At 53.9% G+C, this 20,330-nt stretch carries 19 protein-coding genes; 14 read left to right on the top strand and 5 right to left on the bottom strand.

The features are described 5' to 3' along the window. Positions 1–144 precede the first annotated feature (144 nt). The gene (locus ACK4IR_RS03815) at positions 145–1,503 is read right to left on the bottom strand and encodes a bifunctional folylpolyglutamate synthase/dihydrofolate synthase (RefSeq protein ID WP_409872821.1); all 1,359 of its coding nucleotides are present in this window, start codon (positions 1,501–1,503) and stop codon (positions 145–147) included. Between the two features lie 27 nt (positions 1,504–1,530). Continuing rightward, positions 1,531–2,157, bottom strand: coding sequence for an MORN repeat-containing protein (locus ACK4IR_RS03810; protein ID WP_409872667.1), 627 nt, complete (start codon positions 2,155–2,157; stop codon positions 1,531–1,533). A 180-nt stretch (positions 2,158–2,337) separates the two neighbouring features. Here ACK4IR_RS03810 and ACK4IR_RS03805 point away from each other — a divergent pair, with 180 nt between their 5' ends. From ACK4IR_RS03805 to hisG, 9 genes are all read left to right on the top strand, one after another. After that, complete coding sequence (locus ACK4IR_RS03805) at positions 2,338–3,147, top strand: carbohydrate ABC transporter permease (protein ID WP_409872665.1); 810 nt, start codon at positions 2,338–2,340, stop codon at positions 3,145–3,147. A 187-nt stretch (positions 3,148–3,334) separates the two neighbouring features. Next, positions 3,335–3,646: a co-chaperone GroES gene (gene groES, locus ACK4IR_RS03800; RefSeq protein WP_149820030.1), complete on the top strand. Its 312-nt coding sequence runs from the start codon at positions 3,335–3,337 to the stop codon at positions 3,644–3,646. A gap of 68 nt (positions 3,647–3,714) precedes the next feature. Further along, on the top strand, positions 3,715–5,352 hold the full coding sequence (gene groL / locus ACK4IR_RS03795; protein ID WP_409872664.1) for a chaperonin GroEL: 1,638 nt from the start codon (positions 3,715–3,717) through the stop codon (positions 5,350–5,352). A 194-nt stretch (positions 5,353–5,546) separates the two neighbouring features. Further along, on the top strand, positions 5,547–6,464 hold the full coding sequence (locus tag ACK4IR_RS03790; protein ID WP_409872662.1) for a methyltransferase domain-containing protein: 918 nt from the start codon (positions 5,547–5,549) through the stop codon (positions 6,462–6,464). Positions 6,465–6,508: 44 nt separating this feature from the next. Then, positions 6,509–9,370 carry an excinuclease ABC subunit UvrA gene (gene uvrA / locus ACK4IR_RS03785; protein ID WP_409872660.1) on the top strand — a complete coding sequence of 954 codons (2,862 nt, stop codon included), beginning with the start codon at positions 6,509–6,511 and terminating at the stop codon, positions 9,368–9,370. Between the two features lie 34 nt (positions 9,371–9,404). Further along, entirely contained in the window at positions 9,405–10,274 is an 870-nt protein-coding gene (gene purU / locus ACK4IR_RS03780; RefSeq protein ID WP_409872658.1) for a formyltetrahydrofolate deformylase, read from the top strand. Between the two features lie 110 nt (positions 10,275–10,384). Then, the gene (locus ACK4IR_RS03775; RefSeq protein WP_409872656.1) at positions 10,385–11,320 is read left to right on the top strand and encodes a DnaJ domain-containing protein; all 936 of its coding nucleotides are present in this window, start codon (positions 10,385–10,387) and stop codon (positions 11,318–11,320) included. 6 nt (positions 11,321–11,326) lie between these two features. Continuing rightward, positions 11,327–12,553, top strand: coding sequence for an ATP phosphoribosyltransferase regulatory subunit (locus ACK4IR_RS03770; protein ID WP_409872654.1), 1,227 nt, complete (start codon positions 11,327–11,329; stop codon positions 12,551–12,553). 3 nt (positions 12,554–12,556) lie between these two features. Continuing rightward, positions 12,557–13,192, top strand: a complete 636-nt coding sequence (gene hisG / locus ACK4IR_RS03765) for an ATP phosphoribosyltransferase (RefSeq protein WP_409872652.1) — start codon at positions 12,557–12,559, stop codon at positions 13,190–13,192. On the opposite strand, the gene btpA is transcribed toward hisG, so the two are convergent. Continuing rightward, positions 13,193–14,083: a photosystem I biogenesis protein BtpA gene (gene btpA, locus ACK4IR_RS03760; protein ID WP_409872651.1), complete on the bottom strand. Its 891-nt coding sequence runs from the start codon at positions 14,081–14,083 to the stop codon at positions 13,193–13,195. A gap of 69 nt (positions 14,084–14,152) precedes the next feature. Here btpA and folK point away from each other — a divergent pair, with 69 nt between their 5' ends. Next, positions 14,153–14,737 (top strand): 2-amino-4-hydroxy-6-hydroxymethyldihydropteridine diphosphokinase, encoded by a 585-nt coding sequence (gene folK, locus ACK4IR_RS03755; RefSeq protein WP_409872649.1) that lies wholly within the window; start codon positions 14,153–14,155, stop codon positions 14,735–14,737. Here folK and tadA read toward each other — a convergent pair. Continuing rightward, the gene (gene tadA / locus ACK4IR_RS03750) at positions 14,655–15,149 is read right to left on the bottom strand and encodes a tRNA adenosine(34) deaminase TadA (RefSeq protein WP_409872647.1); all 495 of its coding nucleotides are present in this window, start codon (positions 15,147–15,149) and stop codon (positions 14,655–14,657) included. The genes folK and tadA overlap by 83 nt on opposite strands. A 79-nt stretch (positions 15,150–15,228) precedes the next feature. Between tadA and ACK4IR_RS03745 the strand changes: the two genes are divergently transcribed. Next, the gene (locus ACK4IR_RS03745; RefSeq protein WP_011056031.1) at positions 15,229–15,369 is read left to right on the top strand and encodes a photosystem II reaction center protein K; all 141 of its coding nucleotides are present in this window, start codon (positions 15,229–15,231) and stop codon (positions 15,367–15,369) included. Positions 15,370–15,453: 84 nt separating this feature from the next. Beyond that, the gene (locus ACK4IR_RS03740) at positions 15,454–16,206 is read left to right on the top strand and encodes a YebC/PmpR family DNA-binding transcriptional regulator (RefSeq protein ID WP_409872645.1); all 753 of its coding nucleotides are present in this window, start codon (positions 15,454–15,456) and stop codon (positions 16,204–16,206) included. A 263-nt stretch (positions 16,207–16,469) separates the two neighbouring features. On the opposite strand, the gene recJ is transcribed toward ACK4IR_RS03740, so the two are convergent. After that, positions 16,470–18,722, bottom strand: a complete 2,253-nt coding sequence (gene recJ, locus ACK4IR_RS03735) for a single-stranded-DNA-specific exonuclease RecJ (RefSeq protein ID WP_409872643.1) — start codon at positions 18,720–18,722, stop codon at positions 16,470–16,472. Positions 18,723–18,866: 144 nt separating this feature from the next. Here recJ and ACK4IR_RS03730 point away from each other — a divergent pair, with 144 nt between their 5' ends. Together ACK4IR_RS03730 and ACK4IR_RS03725 are read left to right on the top strand one after the other, a co-directional pair. Next, a complete protein-coding gene (locus ACK4IR_RS03730) occupies positions 18,867–19,316 on the top strand; it encodes a hypothetical protein (protein WP_409872641.1) in 450 nt (149 codons plus the stop codon). A 3-nt stretch (positions 19,317–19,319) separates the two neighbouring features. Continuing rightward, positions 19,320–20,318 (top strand): o-succinylbenzoate synthase, encoded by a 999-nt coding sequence (locus ACK4IR_RS03725; RefSeq protein WP_409872639.1) that lies wholly within the window; start codon positions 19,320–19,322, stop codon positions 20,316–20,318. Positions 20,319–20,330 lie beyond the last annotated feature (12 nt).

The following is a 20,330-nucleotide window of genomic DNA, read 5'->3' as shown; positions in this document are numbered from 1 at the left end:
CAGCCCCCCTAGGCCCATCCCCAGTTGTTTCTTGCTGTAGGTTTCACTGAGGTATAGGCTTTGGGGTTTGAGAGCCTTAACGATGCGCTGGTTGACTAGGGGGCGCAGTTCTGGCGGCAAATGAAAAATAGCAATAATTCCATCCTAGGTGTTTTCACTGAGGTCAAAATCCCGCAGATCGCTCTGACCGGTGATAGTGGAAGCCCCTCGTTCCTTCGCTAAGCGCTGTGTCTTTGCAAGTCCCACTTGAGAGGCATCCACCACTGTGACGGCATAGCCCGCGATCGCCCCCAAAACGCGAGCAATCAAGTAAAGGGAGCCACAGACGACACAGCGATCGCCCGCCCTATCGAGTGCTTTGGTCACATCGTTAAAACGTCGGCACTCCCCTAACTCAGGGCAACAGGTGTGGGCAAGTGCCTGCAAGTGCTCTAAATCAGCGCTAGCGTGATCCGGTACGGGCACCAACCACAGGCGATCGCCCCCTCGCAGTAGATGTTTGAGAATCCCCTCATGATCCTTATTGGCCAGCATCCCCACCACCCAAGTCACCTCTGTCCAGCCCAATTGATCCACGTATTGCCTTAGGTAGGCGGCAGCAGGAGCATTGTGGGCACCATCAATGAGCAGTTTTCGCCCTTGCCAATCTAACCATTGCAGTCGTCCTGGCCAGCGGGTTTGTGCCATCCCCTCTTGAAGTGCTGCTAGGGAAATTTGCCAGCCTTGAGATTGGAGCTGTTGTAGGGTAGCGATCGCAATCGCTGAATTGACCAACTGCATCTCGCCGGCTAAGGGCAAAGGGTACTCGATGCCACCCCAAGTCGCCCACCCAGCACGATCGGCACACCACTGCGCCGGTTCTGGCCAGAGGGCTGGACACGCCAAAGCTTCTAAACGCTGGGCAATCACGGCCTTTGCTTCTGGCGGCACAGGGCCAATGACGGCGGGTACACCCTGCTTGAGAATGCCGGCCTTTTCGCTCGCGATCGCCCCCAAGCTATTGCCCAGCCGCTGCCAGTGATCCCAACCAATGGAGGTAATCACACTCACCAAAGGGGGCTGACACACATTCGTTGCATCCAAGCGTCCCCCCAAACCCACCTCCACTACTGCGAGATCCACCTGCTGCTGCGCAAAATAAAGCCATGCCGCCGCTGTGACTACTTCAAACTGACTGGGGGGATAAGCAAGCTCTGGCAATACCGCTTCAATTTTCTGAATCAAGCTCAAAAAAACTTCAGGGGGAATGGGGTCGCCATTGACACAAATGCGCTCACACCAACTCAACAAATGGGGCGAAGTATAACGACCCGTTCGATAGCCCGCTGCGCGTAAAACACTATCCAAATAGGCACACACAGAGCCTTTGCCATTGGTTCCCGCAACGTGGATCAAGGGCACCTGTAACTGGGGAGACCCCAAGGCACTCAGCAGCGCTTGGATTGGTTCCAAGCCAAGGCGTACTCCAAACCGGGCGTAGGGACGCAACGCCGCCGTCAGCAGATCAGTCACGACTAGCAAGATTGAAGACTAACGGGGTTCGCGGCGACCATTGCGCCATGTGGCAATAATGCGGGAGCCATCCGGTAGGGTAAAGACCCCCTGTCCTTCAAATAAGCCATTGCGAAATTGTCCGGCATAGCTCGTGCCATCGCCAAAGGAGAGCGTTCCACTTCCATGATACTTGCCCGCAAGAAACTGACCCTCATAGCGGGTGCCGTCGGGAAAGGTGAGCACCCCCTCCCCGTGATACTGCCCATTGAGAAACGTGCCCTCGTAGCGTTGGCCGTTGGCCAGTTGCAAAACTCCCTTGCCATTGAAGATGCCATCCACAAAGCCGCCTTCGTAGCGTCCACCATCGGCATAGGTGAGCACCCCTTGACCGTGGTAGCGGCCATTGCGGAATTCCCCCTCGTAGCGGTTGCCATTGGCCATTGTCAGGATGCCTTGACCATTAAAGCGGCCATTCAGCAACTCCCCTTTGTAGGTGCTGCCATCGGGAAGGGTCATGGTTACGTCGCCGGTAACCCGCCGCCCTTCATAGACGGCAATTTGAGCATGTACAGGCACCAGTTGCAAAGTGACGAGTCCAAAACTAATCAGCCATATCGGCCAACGGCGGACAACAGCAGAATTTGGGTAGGGTGGATGAGTCATCCCTAGACACTCCACAAGGGTGGACAATTGCAACTTCCTTAACTGGCACAGCTTGGTTCCTATGCAGAATTGAGGCAGAGACCCAAGTTTTTGTATTGTGGAATACGTATAGTCAAAGGTAGATTCGGGAAAGATTAGAAGTCAAAGGATTTGTGGATTTACTAAAACGGATGTCCAGCAGTGGTTGCTCCTAGGATAGGTTTAACACTGGTATTGGCGCTGGGGGCAGTGCTGGTTCTTAGCCCCCTAGTAGTGGTGATCTGTACATCGGGCTGGCCACCGGGAACCCTACCTAGTCAACTGTTGCCCCCCCAAGGCTGGACATGGCAAAGCTATCGGGCAGCGTGGCAGCAGGGACACTTTATCTTGGCCTTTGCCAACTCAACCTTTGTGGCTTTGGCGGTGACAGCGCTTCAGTTGCTGACCTCAGCCTTGGCGGGTTACGCCCTTGCGCGGCTTACGTTTCCGGGGCAACAAACGATTTTGCTGCTGATGCTGGCAACACTCGTGATCCCGTTTCAACTGCTGGTGATCCCCGTTTTCCTAATCCTCAAGGCGGGTCATCTCATCAACACCTATGGGGCATTGATCCTGCCGACGGCGGCCAATGGCTTTGGCGTCTTTTTGATGCGGCAATTTTTTCTCACCTTGCCTGTTGCCCTTGAGGAGGCAGCCTTGTTGGATGGGGCAACTCGCTGGCAAGTGCTCTGGCATATTCTCTTGCCCTTGAGCCGACCGGCCTTGGTGACACTCTTTATTTTTACCTTCATCGGGGAGTGGAATGATCTCTTTAAGCCCTTGGTCTTTACCACCAAGCCAGAACTGATCACGGTGCAGCTTTCCCTAGCCAATTTTCAGGAGCAGTTCACCAATGATTGGCCGTTGATGATGGCGGCAGCCGTGATTGCCACGGTACCGGTGATGATCTTGTTTATTTTAGGTCAGCGGCAACTGATTCGCGGCATTGCCACCACAGGGCTAAAGAACTGAAGTTCCGTTCGGAAAACCGTACTGCCCTAGGAGTTGCGATCGCCAGCCGTCTCTCGCTACATTAGCACTCGAAGGGTGAGAGTGCTAAACAATCACAAGTCAGGCTCTTATCCTCTAGAGACTGCACGATAAGCTGTGCAGTGAGTGATATTAGTCCATACTCTTACAATTGGGAGAACAGTACGCTATGGCAGCCGTATCTCTAAGCGTTTCAACTGTGAAGCCGTTAGGCGATCGCATTTTTGTCAAAGTCAGCGAAAGTGAAGAACGTACCGCAGGGGGGATCCTCCTGCCCGACAACGCCCGTGAAAAGCCGCAAGTGGGTGAAGTGACCGCCGTGGGTCCTGGCAAACTCACTGAGGACGGCAAGCGTCAGCCCATGGATGTGAAAGTGGGTGACAAAGTGCTGTACTCCAAATACGCCGGTACCGAAGTGAAACTGGCGGGCGAAGACTACGTTCTGCTCTCGGAAAAAGACATCTTGGCCATTGTTGGCTAGGTCGCTGACCCCTTTTCATCTCTGTGCGATTTTTCATCACTGTTGAACGATTGAGGTAGGAAACATCTATGGCGAAGCGCATTATCTACAACGAAAATGCCCGTCGTGCCCTCGAAAAAGGGATGGACATCTTGGCTGAATCCGTCGCCGTGACCCTTGGCCCCAAAGGGCGCAATGTGGTGCTCGAGAAAAAATTTGGCGCCCCTCAAATTGTGAATGATGGCGTCACCATTGCTAAAGAAATTGAACTAGAAGATCACATTGAAAACACGGGTGTGGCTCTCATCCGCCAAGCCGCCTCGAAAACCAACGATGCTGCCGGTGACGGTACCACTACGGCGACGGTTCTCGCCCATGCCATGGTGAAAGAGGGGCTGCGCAACGTTGCTGCCGGTGCGAACCCCATTGCCCTGAAACGCGGGATTGAGAAAGCCACCCAGTTCCTTGTCGAAAAAATTGCTGAGCACGCCCGTCCTGTAGAAGATTCCAAAGCCATTGCCCAAGTGGCGGCGATCTCTGCCGGTAACGATGAAGAAGTGGGTCGGATGATTGCCGACGCCATGGATAAAGTGGGTAAAGAAGGCGTGATCTCCCTCGAAGAGGGCAAATCCATGACCACCGAACTGGAGGTCACTGAGGGGATGCGCTTTGACAAAGGCTACATCTCCCCCTACTTTGCCACCGACACCGAGCGCATGGAAGCGGTGCTCGATGAACCCTTCGTGCTGATCACCGACAAAAAAATTACCTTAGTGCAAGATCTGGTACCGATTCTTGAACAGGTCGCCCGCGCCGGCAAACCGTTGGTGATCATTGCTGAAGACATCGAAAAAGAAGCCTTGGCGACCCTTGTGGTCAACCGTCTGCGCGGTGTCTTGAACGTGGCTGCGGTGAAAGCGCCCGGTTTTGGCGATCGCCGGAAAGCGATGCTGGAAGATATTGCCGTTCTCACAGCGGGTCAAGTGATCACCGAAGATGCCGGTCTGAAGCTGGAAAATGCCAAGCTGGATATGCTCGGTAAAGCTCGCCGCATCACAATCACCAAAGATCACACCACGATTGTGGCCGAAGGCAATGAAAAAGCCGTCAAAGCTCGCTGCGAGCAAATCCGTCGCCAAATTGAAGAAACCGATTCCAGCTACGACAAAGAAAAACTGCAAGAGCGGCTGGCGAAACTGGCCGGTGGTGTGGCGGTGATTAAAGTCGGTGCGGCCACCGAAACTGAAATGAAGGATCGCAAACTCCGTCTGGAAGACGCGATCAACGCCACCAAAGCTGCTGTGGAAGAAGGGATTGTCCCCGGTGGCGGTACCACCTTGGCTCACTTGGCTCCTGAGTTGAGCAACTGGGCGGCTGAGCGCTTAACGGGTGAAGAACTCATTGGTGCCAACATTGTTGAGCGTGCTCTTAGCGCTCCCCTGCGTCGCATTGCCGAAAATGCAGGTCAAAATGGTGCCATCATTGTCGAACGGGTCAAAGAAAAACCCTTCGATGTGGGCTATGATGCTGCCAAAGATGAATATGTCAACATGTTCGATGCCGGTATCGTTGACCCTGCCAAGGTCACCCGCTCGGCGCTGCAAAATGCGGCCTCCATTGCCGGTATGGTGCTGACCACCGAGTGCATCATTGTTGACAAGCCCGAACCCAAGGAAAACAATCCTGCGGGCGCCGGTGCCGGCATGGGCGGTGACTTCGACTACTAAACCCAGCCTAGCGGTAATCCCTTAAATTCTACTTAAATTCTAAGGGTTCACTGCATCTCTACCTAGATGTCACTGAGAGCGGGGGAACGCTACCCCGCTTTTTTGTAGTATAATTAGCGCTAGACTACCGCCCTAGCTAACTTACCAGAGTGACTAAGTTTGCTGTAGCTTTTTTCTGAAACATATGAAAACATATGAATAACTCACAACAAAACCCACCAAGTCCGCGTTACCTTCAGGAATTATATGAGTCGGGCGTTAATATTTCAGCGTTTTTACGTGAACAACAGGGAATATCATGGAACACTGAATCAATTATTGAAGTCGCTTATGATCTGCAAGCGGGTAGTTATATTGCCTTAAGTGAAACACCAGAAGGTTCTAACTTAAAGGAGAGGTACACATCTGAAATAGCTAATGTTATTCTTTCCCTTTTTCGGCCTAGTTCACTTTTAGAAGCTGGTGTGGGTGAATCAACAACATTAGCTGGTGTTTTAAAGCACTTAAAAATTCCGGTAGATGCTTTTGGATTTGACATTAGCTGGTCAAGAGTAGCATATGGAAAGAAATATCTGGAAAAGCAAGGAATACCAAACGTAACTCTTTGTACAGGCAGTTTGTTATCTATACCTTTTGCAGATGAATCTATTGACATTGTTTACACTTCTCATTCCATAGAACCTAATCGAGGTAAAGAAGAGACAATATTAAAAGAGCTACTTAGAGTCACAAGAAAATACTTAATCTTACTAGAACCGGGTTATGAGCTTGCTGGCGAAGAGGCTCGCAAGAGAATGGATTTTCATGGCTACTGTCGCAATTTGAAAGAGATAGCTTCTCAGCTCGGTTGTAAAGTTTTAGTACATGAACTTTTTCCAGTCATTGGTAATCCTCTTAACCCTACTGCAATTACTATTATCGAAAAAGAAGTTAAAAAAACAAGTTCTCCGTATATTCTTGCATGCCCTAAATTCAAAACTCATTTGGAAAAGATAGGTAACGTCCTATTTAGTCCTGAAGGATTGATGATTTATCCTATTATTGACGATATTCCCTGCTTACGAATTGAAAATGGAATTATCGCCAGCCACTACAAGAAACTACATACTTAAGAGAGAACTGCTATACGCTACACTATTCAAAACACTATTCAAATATGGGCGATCCAGTGCCGACGGGTGAAATTCGCATTCGGGGTGCACGGCAGCATAATCTAAAAAACATTGACCTCGATCTGCCCCGCGATCGCCTGATTGTGATGACGGGGGTTTCCGGTTCCGGCAAATCCTCCCTTGCCTTTGACACGATTTTTGCCGAGGGGCAACGCCGCTATGTGGAGTCCCTCAGTGCCTATGCGCGGCAATTCCTCGGCCAGTTGGATAAGCCCGATGTGGATGCCATTGAGGGGCTGAGTCCGGCAATTTCCATTGATCAGAAGTCCACCTCCCACAATCCTCGCTCGACAGTAGGCACGGTCACGGAAATCTATGACTACCTGCGGCTGCTCTATGGTCGTGCCGGGGAACCCCATTGTCCCCAGTGCGATCGCCCGATTCGCCCACAGACCGTTGATGAGATGGTGGATCAGGTGATGCAGCTGCCGCCCCAGACCCGCTTTCAAGTCTTGGCGCCCGTGGTCAAGGGCAAAAAGGGCAGCTACAAAAAACTGCTGTCGAGTCTGGCCGGTGAAGGCTTTGTGCGGGTTCGCATTGATGGGGAGGTGCGCGAACTCAGTGATGCTATTGAACTGGACAAAAACCAAGCTCACACGATTGAAATTGTTGTCGATCGCCTTGCGCTCAAGCCGGGGATTGAGGAACGCTTAGCCGATTCCCTGCGAACGGCGTTGCACCATGCCAACGGTACCGCCATGGTCAGTGTAGTGCCCCGTGAGGCTGAGGCGACAGCACAAACGCTCCTGTTTTCCGAGAATTTTGCCTGCCCTGAGCATGGGGCCGTGATGGATGAGCTATCGCCGCGGCTGTTTTCCTTTAACTCTCCCTATGGCGCCTGTCCAGAGTGTCATGGCTTGGGCTACCTACGCAAATTTAGCCCGGAGTTGATTGTTCCGAATCCGGAACTGCCCGTCTATCTGGCGATCGCCCCCTGGGCAGAGAAGGAACATGACTACTACCTTGCCCTGCTCTGCGGCGTTGCCGAGGCTTTTGGCTTTGACCTCAATACCCCGTGGTACCGCCTGACGGAATTGCAGCGGGAGGTGATCCTCTACGGCACCGATACCCCCATTCGCATCCCTGCCGACTCTCGCTATCGCAAAAGGGACTACTATCGCCAATTTGAAGGGGTGATCCCGATTTTAGAGCGGCACTACCGCGAGACCACCTCCGATGCCTATCGCCAAAAACTGGAAGAATACCAAGTGAATCAAACCTGCCCCGCCTGTGGCGGGCAACGCCTAAAACCGGCGGCTCTAGCGGTGCGTCTTGGCCAATATCGCCTCCCCGATCTCACAAGTGTCTCGATTCGCGAGTGCTTGGCTCGAATTCAATCGCTTCGGCTTAGCCCGCGTCAACAGCAAATTGCGGAGCTGGCATTGCGGGAAGTGACAGCCCGGTTGCAATTTTTAATTGATGTGGGGCTAGATTACCTAACCCTAGATCGCAGTGCGGCCACCCTCTCCGGCGGTGAAGCCCAACGCATTCGCTTGGCCACCCAAATCGGCTCTGGCCTGACGGGGGTGCTCTATGTCCTCGATGAACCGAGCATTGGCCTACACCAGCGGGATAACGATCGCCTGCTCAAAACGCTCTTTCGCCTGCGGGACCTAGGGAATACGTTGATTGTGGTCGAACATGACGAAGAGACCATCCGGGCGGCGGATTACATCGTGGATATCGGCCCAGGGGCAGGGATCCATGGCGGTCAAATTGTGGCCCAAGGCAGCCTAGAGGACATTCTCAACCATCCCGACTCACTGACCGGCGCCTATCTGTCGGGGCGCAAGCGCATTGAGACCCCCGGCGATCGCCGACCGGGGAATGGTCAATCCCTGATCCTGAGAAATGTCTCTCGCAACAACCTGAAGAACATCACCGTAGAAATTCCCCTTGGCAAGCTGGTGTGTCTGACGGGGGTCTCAGGGTCGGGCAAATCCACCCTCATGCACGAAGTGCTCTATCCTGCCCTACAGCACCATTTGGGTCACAGGGTGCCCCTGCCCAAGGAACTGGGATCGATTGAAGGCCTAAGCGCCATTGATAAGGTGATTGTCATTGACCAATCGCCCATTGGTCGCACCCCCCGCTCGAATCCGGCCACCTACATCGGCGTTTTCGATGTCATCCGTGAGGTCTTTAGCCAAACCGTTGAGGCCAAGGCACGGGGCTATAAACCGGGTCAGTTTTCCTTCAACATTAAGGGTGGCCGCTGTGAAGCCTGCGCCGGCCAAGGGGTCAACGTGATTACCATGAACTTTCTGCCCGATGTCTATGTCCAGTGCGAGGTGTGCAAGGGGACGCGCTACAACCGCGATACGCTGCAAGTGAAGTACAAGGGCTGCTCGATCGCCGATGTATTGGACATGACCGCCGAGACGGCGCTGGCCTTTTTTGAAAATATCCCCAAGGCGGTGAGCAAGCTGCAAACCCTTGTGGATGTGGGCTTGGGCTATCTGAAATTGGGACAAACGGCTCCCACTCTCTCCGGCGGAGAAGCCCAGCGTCTTAAATTGGCGGCGGAGCTGTCGCGCCGCGCCACGGGCAAAACCCTCTATCTGATTGATGAGCCGACAACAGGGTTATCCTTTTACGATGTGCACAAACTCCTTGAGGTGTTGCAGCGGCTGGTGGACAAGGGCAACTCGGTTTTGGTGATTGAACATAACTTGGATGTGATTCGCTGTGCCGATTGGATTATTGATCTAGGGCCAGAGGGGGGCGATCGCGGCGGAGAGGTGGTGGCCGCTGGTACCCCTGAAGCGGTGGCTCTGGTGCCCCAATCCTATACGGGGCAGTATCTCACCAAGGTCTTAAGTCGCGCTGCTTCTAATTCGCAGTAGTAGAATACAGGCTGCCCTGCGTTCGGTTCCGCCTATGCCAACGATGACCCTCTCCATTTCCTGTCCCGATCAGCGGGGGCTGGTGGCCAAGTTGGCACAGTTTGTCTATCGCCACAATGGGAACATTGTCCATGCCGACCACCACACCGATGCCGTTGCGGGCATTTTTCTCTCGCGCCTTGAGTGGGAACTGGAGGGCTTTGAGATCCCCCGCGATCAGATTGCCGCCACTTTTGTTAACTATGCACAGCAAGAACAGGTCTTTGCCAGTTGGCAGGGGGTGCGCTGGCAGTTGCGGCCGTCGGATATTCCCTATCGCTTGGCCATTTGGGTGAGTCGCCAAGATCACTGCCTGTGGGATCTACTACTGCGGCAGCGGGCAAGGGATCTCTTTGCCGAAATTCCCCTAATTATCAGTAACCATGAGCATTTGCGTCCCATTGCCGAGCAGTTTGGCATTGACTTTCACTATATCCCCGTGACACCAGAGACCAAGCCCCTCGCAGAGGCCAAGGAACTGCAACTGCTCAAAGACTACAGGATTGATCTGGTGGTACTGGCCAAGTATATGCAGGTGCTCAGTGCTGAATTTATTGAGGCCTTTCCCCAAGTGATCAACATTCACCATTCATTTTTACCTGCTTTTGCAGGAGCCAATCCCTACCACCGTGCCTATGAGCGGGGGGTGAAAATCATTGGCGCCACTGCCCACTATGCCACAGCGGACTTGGATGAAGGGCCGATTATTGAGCAGGCAGTTGTACATGTGAGTCATCGCGATACGGTGGCGGATTTGATTCGTAAGGGCAAGGATTTGGAACGGGTGGTGTTGGCGCGGGCGGTGCAGCTGCATCTGCAAAATCGGATTCTCGTGTATGGCAATCGCACCGCAGTCTTTGCCTAGGGTCTTTCACAGTTTCGGATGTCTTGTCTTCAAGGATTGCAGGGGGTCACCAACCCCCTCTATGAGCAGGTATAATCAAAGGATGTTCTACCCCTGCGGTTTCACTGACTATGCCCTTCGAGATCAATCACGGTTTGGGTCGCTTTAACTCTCAACGAGATCTCCATGCTGCCCTAGGGGTTCCATTATCAGCAGCACCGGGGGAAATTCGCAAGCGGTATCTCAAAATTGCCAAGACACTGCACCCCGATAGCCGTGATGATGAATCGGGTAAAAAAATGGCCAGTGATTTACTCTCCAAGTTTGTAAATCCTGCCTATGAAGTACTGTCCCAAGAAAAAGAGCGGGAAGAATATCAAGTCATTTTGCGCTTGCTTGAAAAGCAACTGCTAACAGCCAATATTGTGCCCACGCCTACCTTTGATTTGGCGCGGGAAGTCTTTAACGCTGCCAACGTTGAAGAGGCCTATCAAAAGGCGCTCAATACCCTTGCCCAAGATCAATACACAGATTTAAGCAATGCCCTTAAGATCAGTGAACAAATTAGCGAACTGAATTTGATTTATTTGTGGCGATCGGCAGGGGGTAAAGCAACAGCAGCCACACCTATAGTTTCTGCACCTGCGCCGCAACCCAAACCAGATGAAACGCAAGTGCGTGCAGCCACGGCGACGACACCGCCCGCAGAGACGCCAAAAACCGAGCAATTTACAGAGCAATACTTCCGACGGGCAGAGGAACTTTTCAATAAAGGCATTTATCTGGAGGCCATCAAAGAACTGAAGGATGCCCTGAAAATTGACCCCCGCAGTGCTCGCTGCCATGCCCTACTAGGCAAGGTGTATCTGCAACAAGGCTCCCTCAGTATGGCCAAAGTTCACTTTAATCAAGCCCTGAAGCTCAATCCCCAAGAGGTGACGGCCATACAGGGACTCGAAGCAATTAGCAAGAAAGAGCGCAAGGCACAGCAGCAGCAAAAAAGTACTGAGCCGCCAAAACCGGAGAAAAAGAAATCTTCTTTCTTTGGTCTTTTTGGGAAAAAATAATTCACTATGGTGTATCAACCTGCCTGTGGTGCCCGCGATATTTTGCCCCTTGACGTGGCACGGCAACGGTGGCTAGAGCAACGGTTGGAGCGGGTCTTTCAAAGCTGGGGCTACCAAGAAATTATCACACCCACAATCGAGACCCTAGCAACCCTAACGGCAGGGGGCACTGTCCGTCCAGAGACGGTCATTCAAGTACAGGGGAGCAGTGATGAACCCTTGGGATTGCGGCCAGAATTAACGGCTTCGATCGCCCGCGCTGCTGTGACTCGCATGGTAGGAAGGCAACTGCCCCAAAGGCTCTATTACAAAACCAATGTCTTTCGGCGGACGACGGTGGCAGAGTTGGGCAACCAGCAGGAATTTTTCCAAGCAGGTGTAGAGCTACTGGGGGCAACGGGTTTAGCGGCAGATGCAGAAATTCTCTGGCTGGTACAGGAGTGCCTTGGGGCGTTAGCAGTTGAGGAGGCCTATCTCTTGGTGGGGGATGCTCACCTAACGCAACAGTTGCTCAGTACCTTTCCAGCGGAATTGCAAAAAACGGTGCGCCAATGCTTGGCCAACTTAGACCGCGTGAGTTTGCAGGCTCTAGGCTCCCCTTGGGGCGATCGCGCCCTTGCTCTTTTTGATCTGCGGGGTACGCCGCAGGAAGTGGGGGAACGTTTGGCTCAGTGGTCTGAGGTTGCAGGGGTGGCCCATCGCTTTGCAGAACTTCAACAGTTGTTGGGCTTAGTGGCTGAGTCCTTTGCCATTACCCTTGATCTGAGCCTTGTCCAGTCCTTTGATTACTACACGGGAATTATCTTTGAGGTCTTGATTCCCACGGAAACGGAACTGCGGTTGGTGGCTCAAGGGGGACGCTATGATCAACTGCTCAGTATTTACCATCCCGACGGTGTCCCTGTGCCGGGGATTGGTTTTGTTTTTAACGTGGAGGCGCTCCTGCAAGCGATCGCCATTCCCCCAGCCGTCCTCCTCGCCCCCCGTAGTCAATGGCTTGTGGTGCCCCGCACGCCCGATGCCCTCGCGGCCGCTCTCCACCATGCTCAAACGCTGCGTTTGGAGGGTTCTACCCGCGTGGAGTTGGCACTGCTTGATCTAACGCCGGAGCAAACTCGTGCCTATGCCCGCGATCGCCAGATTCCCTATATTGCCTGGATTGAGAGTGATGCACCACCGCAGATTGAAGCCCTCAGTGATGGGGCAACCTATTTGCAGATTCAGAGTGTCTAGGCCATGCTAACAATTGCCCTCCCCAAAGGTGCCCTGCTCAAGGACAGTATTGCCTACTTCCAACGGGTAGGCTTAAATTTTGAGGCGCTCCTAGAGCCGGAGAATCGCCAACTTCAGGTTCTCTCTCAAGATGGCCGTGCCCGCGCTCTTTTGGTTCGTGCCCAAGATGTGCCTGTGTACGTGCAGTATGGTCAAGCACAGTTGGGCATTGTCGGCTACGATGTGCTGCGGGAAAAAAATCCCCACGTGGCCAAACTGGCGGATCTGGGTTTTGGTCAATGTCGCCTCTCGGTGGCCGTCAAAGCCTCTAGCCCCTACCGCAGTGCCCGCGATTTGCCACCCCATTGCCGCGTCGCCTCAAAGTTTGTCCGCTGTGCCGATGCCTTTTTCCGGCAGTTGGATTTGCCGGTGGATATTGTGCCTTTGTACGGTTCGGTGGAACTGGGGCCGATGACGGGTATGGCGGAGGCAATTGTGGATTTGGTGTCAACGGGGCGCACCCTTAAGGAAAATGGTCTTGTGGAGTTAGAGCAAATTTTTACGAGCACTGCCTACTTGATTGCCCATCCCCGCAGTTATCGCCTCAACCTCAATGGTTTGGGAAACTATGTTCCGCAGTTAACAGGGGCGATCGCCTGATCACTTTTGGCCGTGCACAAACATGGCTGGCAGGGGTTCACCGCTAGACCCACGACAGTTGCCATTGGCGCGATTGAGTTCCTGAATTTTGTGGTGTGCCCGCTGCCATGCTTCAACAAAGCGGCTGACGCGAATGGGGTCGATGGGCTGTTCAATCTGACCGTTGCGCTTCAGGGAACTGGCCACAATCACGCCGTTGACGTAGGGGGCTAACTGCTCAACATTGTCCCAAGAGGCACCACTGCCGATAAAAAGGGGGTGTCCCTTGGCAGCGCTGGCGGCAATGGAGAGTTCTTCCTCGCTGGGGGGGTGTCCTGTGACCCAACCGGAGAGAATCACCCCGTCGGCCAGTCCCCGTTCCAACGTATCTCGCACCGCAGTGGCCAAGTTCGGACTGTGGAGGGGTTGGGCGTGCTTCACCATTACATCGGCAAAAATTTTGATGTCTTGTCCCAGTTCACGGCGGTAGCGCAGGAGTTGATGAGCTTGGCCTTCAATAATGCCCTGATCCGTGGCCATGACCCCTGTGAGCACATTGACGCGGATAAATTGTGCCCCTGTACAAGCCGCGATCGCCAGACCACTAAAGGCATCATTGCGCAGCACATTGAGGCCAATGGGCAAGGCCACCAAATTCTTTAACCGCTGCACCACCAAGGTCATGGCACTGACAACGGCGGCATCTACCCGCTCTTTGGTGAAGGGGGCATCAAAGAAATTCTCAACAATAATGGCATTGGCTCCCCCTGAAGCGAGGGCAGTGGCTTCCTGTTCTGCGCGGTCAATCACCGCCTTAAGACTCCCTCCCCAACGGGCGGAGGTGGGTAAGGGAAGGAGATGGACAACACCAATGACTGGGGTTGCAGTGTGAAAGAGAGTTCGGAGATCCACAACGACTTCGGCAATAGGTGAACGGTGCAGGTATAACAGGAGGAGTGAGCGGCACTCTACACAGGTGCGATGGCAGAATGCACTGACTTAAGTATATCCCCGTCTGAGACCCCCCTCGTGGCGATCGCCCTCGGAAGCAACTTGGGTGAGCCGTTACGACAATTGCGCTCGGCGGTACGGCTGCTTGCCCAAACGCCGGGAATCCAAGTTTTAGCCTGCTCGCCGTGGTATCGCACTGTCCCTGTAGGCCCCCCGCAACCGGACTACTGGAATGGGTGCCTTATTGCCCGTGTCCAACTTTCCCCTTGGGCACTGCTAGCAACGCTTCAGGCGATTGAAGCACAGTTTGGTCGCCAACGCCAAGCGCACTGGGGAGCGCGCACCCTTGATCTAGATCTGCTGCTTTATGGCGATCGCCTCATCGCCACAAGTGAACTCACCGTGCCCCATCCTCGACTGGCCGAGCGGCCTTTTGTCCTTGTGCCCCTTGCGGCGATCGCCCCCCACTGGCGACACCCCCTCCTCGGTGAAACCATCCAGACGCTGCGGGAGCGGGTGGGTGATGTGGGCATCATTGCCGTTTTTTCTGACGATGTTGGCGAAACCACGTTTGCAACTGCTGCCGACAGGCCGCTGCCTGAACCCCACGAATGACCTGAAGGCGGTGAAACACGGCCGGGCTTTGGGGAAGTTGTAGTACCGAATCAATGGCTCCTGCTTTGGGATCACTCGCCCCATAGATGAGGGTGTGGATGCGGGCTTGGACAATGGCACCAGCGCACATCGGGCAGGGTTCTAGCGTCACGTAGAGGCGGCAGCCGGTTAAATACCACGTCCCTAAGCGTTGACCGGCGCGGCGCAAAGCAATGATTTCCGCATGGGCAGTGGGGTCATGATCGCGTTGGCGGCGATTTTCCCCCGTGGCAATCAGTTCATTCTCAGCACTGACAATCACCGCACCGACGGGCACTTCATCGGCAGCGCCTGCCTGCTCTGCGAGGGCGATCGCCTGTTGCATCCAAAAGTCATGTTGTGCTGTTTGTGATAAAAGGAGAATCTCCGGCATGGCGATCCCGTTGCCGCAGCGGCTATGGTACTATTTTTTCAGTTCTCTTGCGATCGCTGAATTCTTTTAGGAAAACACCATGATTGATGCTTTGGTTTTAGTTGCAAAGTTGCCGGAAGCCTACGCCATTTTTGATCCCCTCGTGGATGTGCTGCCGGTGATTCCTGTGCTCTTTTTGGCCTTGGCCTTTGTTTGGCAAGCCGCTGTCGGTTTCCGTTAAAGGTATCCTTAAGCAAATAACCCTGTTGATGTGCCCCGTTGATTTCAGCGGGGTTCTTCTTGGCTTTTTACATATGCTTCCCCTATGGCAGGTCACAGTAAGTGGGCAAACATTAAACGGCAAAAAGCGCGGGTGGATGCCCAAAAGGGCAAGATCTTTGCACGGCTATCGCGAGCCATTATTATTGCGGCGCGGCATGGGGGAGGGGATCCAGCGGGCAACTTTCAACTGCGCAGCGCCATTGAGAAGGCCAAAGCCGCAGGGATTCCCAGCGAAAATATTGAGCGGGCGATCGCCAAGGGCACCGGTACCCTCGACAGTGATGCTCCCCTAGAAGAAATCCGCTACGAAGGTTATGGGCCGGGGGGCGTGGCGTTTTTGATTGAAGCTCTGACGGATAATCGCAATCGCACGGCGGCAGATCTGCGGGCAGCCTTTAATAAGCAGGGAGGTAACCTCGGTGAAACGGGCTGTGTGGGCTGGATGTTTGAGCAGTGGGGCATTGTTACCGTTGCCGCCCCTACAGATGAGGAAACCTTCCTCGAAGCACTACTGGCAGCTGATGTCGAAACCTATGAGATCCTAGAGGGGGTGGCGGAAGTGCGCTGTCCTGTGCCCGCCCTTGAAACCGTCAGCGAAACCCTCAAAGAACACGGCTACACTGTTCTCGACACCGAAAGCCGCTGGGTTCCAATGAATACCGTAGAAATTACCGATGAAGACACGGCGCGGCGCGTCCTTAAGCTCATGGATGCCCTCGAAAATCTCGATGATATTCAAAGTGTGGCCACCAACGTCACGATGAGCGATGCCCTCATGGAGGCGATGTACGTCTAGGCATCCGTGGTTTTACGGGATCTTCCCGAGAATTCAGGTTGGCAAACTTGAGTGGAAACACGGTAGGCAGCTAAAGTCGCCTGTGGGAGCATAAAAGTACGGTTGCAAGCGTTGCACCGAGGCACGTTGTGTGTAACCAGATTGAGGCTCTCCTCAGAGCGATCGCTCTTCTTCTCTCAATCAACGTTGATCGCCTCTGTGTTTCCTGTGTCGGCTCGTGTGTGTTCCTTATGTTCCCTGTTAAGGAAAGTTGTAACCCGTTTCTAGTGTGTCTCCTGAAGGGCTTGTAGCGAGGCGGCAGCAAAATAGCGACGACGAAAATTCTCCTCGGCGATCGCTGCTGTGAACGTCTCTAAGGCCGCCGCCGTTTGCAGGGAAGATTTCACCTGTGGTGGCCATTCACACCAGAATTCCTCTGCGGTATGGAGAACCTTGACCCCCAGTGTCTCAAGTACATTGAGGGCATAGTTCAAGGTGGCTGCTTCAATGCCAAGGTGTTCCCGTAGTTCTTCTCGCTGTAAATGTTTTCCCTGTTGACTGGCCTGTTGGCACAGCATTAGGAATTCCTGCCACACTTTTAGGGCATCCTGCTCTTGAGGAGGGGAGTAGGCCAAAATCAAGGGTTGCTGTTCCCTGTTCGCTCGCTGAAGCCATTGGCGCCAGCTTTCCCGTGAGGTGGGGCAGGTTTCGACGCGCAGACCCTTGACGCTTGCCTCGTAGGGGCGATCGCGATAATCCATGAGGGACTGAAAAGATGCCGCTTGGATCACATTGGTTGCGCTAGGTCGCAGCTCTCTAATGACCGCTGATAAATAGCTTTGCCACTGCTCTAGCTCAATTACCAGATCACAGCATCCCTTGGGGCAATCGCTGATTTGATGATCCCACCACTTGGCAGGAAAGGTGCACTGTCGCTGGCGATCGTAGAGCACCATTGAGAGGTATTTTCTTGTGTTCTGATTCCCCTTGTTATTGTTCTCCTTAGGTTGCGTGATTTCTACATTGCGCACCAACAATCGCGGACTGGGATGGTGGGTAGAATCAAAGGGGGCAAGCACTTCCAGTTCCTTGAGCAAGTCCACCTTGAGTTGATCCAAGGTCACTTCTAAGTCAATCATCAACGGTTTCGGTGTGGCGCTGGCTGTGCCCTCTTGCTGTGCCAAGAATTGGTTGAGGGCTGCTGCCAACAGGGGAATATGATCTATCTTCAGCCTAAAGCCCGCTGCATAGGGATGCCCACCAAATTTCTCAAATAAATGCCGTTGGCTATGCAGTGCCTCGTAAAGATCCACAAAGCCATCGGAGCGCGCTGAACCTGCTGCCATTCCTGTTTCTGGATTAGTCTGAAGCAAAATGGCGGGGCGGCCATAGGTTTTGACAATGTCGTTCGCCACCAGCCCCAAAAGACTCAACGGCCAAGTGTCATCGGTGAGGAGAATCACCCGCGAGGCTGAGAGATCCAACTGAGCCGCTTTGGCATGGGCCATCTTAGCAATCTCTTTTTGGCGTCGCTGCCGGTCTGCATTCACTTGTTCAATGTGCTCTGCCAACTGCTGCGCTTCGCGACAATTTTGGGTGGTCAAGAGCGTGATTAGCGATCGCACATCTCCCTCTACGCGACTTACAGCATTGAGGCGAGGTGCCACGGTAAAACTAATCTCCCGTTGCCGAGCCGTTGTGTTGGACGACCCTTTCAAAAGAGCAGCAATCCCTGGGCGTAGGGTCTGACGTTTTCCGAGGTATTCTAAGCCGCGCTGGGCAAGATAGCGGCACTCTCCTTTTAATTCAACCAAGTCGGCAATGAGGCCAATGGCCACCAGATCAAGGAGATTCTCTAGGGCATACCCTTGGGTTTTCTCTGGCCATTTGGCATAGACTGCTTCTAAAAACTTGTAGGCGACGCCAACCCCTGATAAATGACGTAGGGGATGCTCCCAGGACAACTGCCGAGGATTGATCAGCGCCACAGCCTCCAAGGGAGCGGGGTCAAGGGTGTGGTGATCGGTGACAATCACATCCATCCCCAACTTACGGGCAAAGGCAATTTCAGCACCATTGGTACAGCCCGTATCACAGGTAATGATTAGGGAGACCCCTTTTTGCTGAAGCGCTTTAAGGCCGTGACACGACAGACCATGGGAGTCGTGTTGGCGATTGGGAATATAAAAGTCCACCAATTGCGCTCCTAGGAGGGGTTTTAGGCCTTCCCAGAGGACGGCGGTAGCCGTGACCCCATCAGTATCAAAGTCTCCCCAAATGGCAACCTTTTCCTGTTGATCGAGTGCCTGTTGCAAACGCCCTAGGGCGGCGGGCATTTCTGGAAACTCTAGGGGGGAGGCTGACTCATAGTAGCGCCAATCTAAAAAAACTCGCACTTGTTGATCAAGGTCACGATAGCCTCGCTGCCAAAGTAACTGAGCGGTGATGGCGCCGGCATCGGGGTGGAGCCTCTTCACTTCCTCAATGAAGTCTAAAGGGGCAGGGTCAGAAGAATAGAGTTGCCAAGGACGCTGCATTCAGTCAATTCCGAGATAAAGGCAACCAAGATATTCTTTGATCATAGCGATCGCCCGCACAGGCTGCGGACATCGGCAACAATTCCTGCTGCTTTCTCCCCCTGCAAATTGGGGAAAGATACAATCAGGACAGCCATTGGGGATATGAGAAACGTGAATCATACATTTTTAGTTGATGGGGGGCGGTGGCTGCTCAAGGGCACGTGGTTAGAGGCCAATCAAGAACCAATTCCAGTAACGGGGAGGATTCTCGTCTCCTACGGCCAAGATGACTGGTTTTCGATGGCGGCCAAGATCACATTTCCCGATCAAGTCAAGCCAGAATTAGTGTTGCAGTCGCGGGGGAAGTTGGAACTGGAGGAGCAGGTGTTTACCTATGTGCTCCAACACAGCCTTTTGGGGCGGCTGGAGGGGGAAGGCTGGATTACCCCCCACGCGATCGTGCAGCAGTTTATGTTGCTGGGGAATGCCAACCGCTGTACGGGCTTTGAGCACTACTGGCAACTGGATGCCAATCACTACGCCCTCCTTAGCGGCGTCCACAACAGCCATAAGCTCAAACATTTACTCGAGGCAACCCTTGAACGGGTCTAGCCGATGGTGGGGATGCGCTGGCAGTGGCGTATCTACGAAGAACCCCTTCGGGAACCCTTGGCAACGGCACAGGGGGTCTGGCGATCGCGCCGCGGCATTCTCCTGCGCCTAGAAGATGACGACGGCCACTTGGGCTACGGGGAAATCGCCCCCCTTCCCGGCTGGGGCAGCGAAACCCTCGCTGACGACCTTGCGCTGTGTCGGCGGTTACCCAATCGCCTGACGCCGGCAATCATGGCGGCAATTCCGGAGACGTTAGCGGCGGCCCGGTTTGGTTTTAGCACCGCTTGGCAGAGTGTGGGGCAACTCCCCTACCGCCTGCGCCCGTGGCCGATCTGTGCCCTTTTAGGCAGGGGTCGAGCAGCTCTGGAGCAGTGGCAGCAGCCGTGGCGGCAGGGACACACCATCTTCAAGTGGAAGGTGGGGGTTCTATCCCCCGAAGAGGAGCAAGGAATCCTGAAGGCGCTACTGGCCGCCCTACCCCAAGGAGCCAAACTACGCCTTGATGCCAACGGCGGCTGGGATGTAACAACCGCCGAACGGTGGTTGGACTGGCTTGAGCGCCATGGAAACGGCAGAATTGAGTATGTGGAGCAACCCCTTCCCCCGGCGCAGTGGCAAGCCCTCCTGACTCTTGCCCACAGGGTGACAACCCCAATTGCCCTCGATGAGAGTGTGGTCAGGGCAAGCGAATTACAGCGTTGGTTAGAGCGGGGTTGGCCGGGACTGTTTGTGATTAAGCCGGCGCTGTTTGGCTCTCCAGACCGCTTGAGTCTGCTGTTGCGTCAAGGCTTGGAACCGCAGCGGCTGGTCTTTTCCTCTGCCTTGGAAGGGGCGATCGCCCGCACGGCAATTTTTCAGCTCTTTGAAACATGGCAGCCCTGTCGTGCCCTGGGCTTTGGGGTGGAGCGCTGGCGATCGGTGCCCCTCTTGACCTCCCTTGCCGATTACAGCGCCGAATGGCATCGCCTTGACAATTATGGTAAAATCTACTATAATTGACCCATCCTTTAT

The sequence above is a fragment of the Thermosynechococcus sp. genome (assembly GCF_046299635.1).
GTDB lineage: Bacteria > Cyanobacteriota > Cyanobacteriia > Thermosynechococcales > Thermosynechococcaceae > Thermosynechococcus.
This window is presented reverse-complemented; position numbering and strand designations above follow the sequence as displayed.

What these genes read in the sequence shown, in the direction of transcription:
- ACK4IR_RS03810 (WP_409872667.1), bottom strand. Translation starts at nt 2,157, where the DNA reads ATGACTCATCCACCCTACCCAAATTCTGCTGTTGTCCGCCGTTGGCCG.
- groES (WP_149820030.1), top strand. Translation starts at nt 3,335, where the DNA reads ATGGCAGCCGTATCTCTAAGCGTTTCAACTGTGAAGCCGTTAGGCGAT.
- groL (WP_409872664.1), top strand. Translation starts at nt 3,715, where the DNA reads ATGGCGAAGCGCATTATCTACAACGAAAATGCCCGTCGTGCCCTCGAA.
- ACK4IR_RS03790 (WP_409872662.1), top strand. Translation starts at nt 5,547, where the DNA reads ATGAATAACTCACAACAAAACCCACCAAGTCCGCGTTACCTTCAGGAA.
- uvrA (WP_409872660.1), top strand. Translation starts at nt 6,509, where the DNA reads ATGGGCGATCCAGTGCCGACGGGTGAAATTCGCATTCGGGGTGCACGG.
- purU (WP_409872658.1), top strand. Translation starts at nt 9,405, where the DNA reads ATGCCAACGATGACCCTCTCCATTTCCTGTCCCGATCAGCGGGGGCTG.
- ACK4IR_RS03775 (WP_409872656.1), top strand. Translation starts at nt 10,385, where the DNA reads ATGCCCTTCGAGATCAATCACGGTTTGGGTCGCTTTAACTCTCAACGA.
- ACK4IR_RS03770 (WP_409872654.1), top strand. Translation starts at nt 11,327, where the DNA reads ATGGTGTATCAACCTGCCTGTGGTGCCCGCGATATTTTGCCCCTTGAC.
- hisG (WP_409872652.1), top strand. Translation starts at nt 12,557, where the DNA reads ATGCTAACAATTGCCCTCCCCAAAGGTGCCCTGCTCAAGGACAGTATT.
- folK (WP_409872649.1), top strand. Translation starts at nt 14,153, where the DNA reads ATGGCAGAATGCACTGACTTAAGTATATCCCCGTCTGAGACCCCCCTC.
- tadA (WP_409872647.1), bottom strand. Translation starts at nt 15,149, where the DNA reads ATGCCGGAGATTCTCCTTTTATCACAAACAGCACAACATGACTTTTGG.
- ACK4IR_RS03745 (WP_011056031.1), top strand. Translation starts at nt 15,229, where the DNA reads ATGATTGATGCTTTGGTTTTAGTTGCAAAGTTGCCGGAAGCCTACGCC.
- ACK4IR_RS03740 (WP_409872645.1), top strand. Translation starts at nt 15,454, where the DNA reads ATGGCAGGTCACAGTAAGTGGGCAAACATTAAACGGCAAAAAGCGCGG.
- recJ (WP_409872643.1), bottom strand. Translation starts at nt 18,722, where the DNA reads ATGCAGCGTCCTTGGCAACTCTATTCTTCTGACCCTGCCCCTTTAGAC.
- ACK4IR_RS03730 (WP_409872641.1), top strand. Translation starts at nt 18,867, where the DNA reads ATGAGAAACGTGAATCATACATTTTTAGTTGATGGGGGGCGGTGGCTG.
- ACK4IR_RS03725 (WP_409872639.1), top strand. Translation starts at nt 19,320, where the DNA reads ATGGTGGGGATGCGCTGGCAGTGGCGTATCTACGAAGAACCCCTTCGG.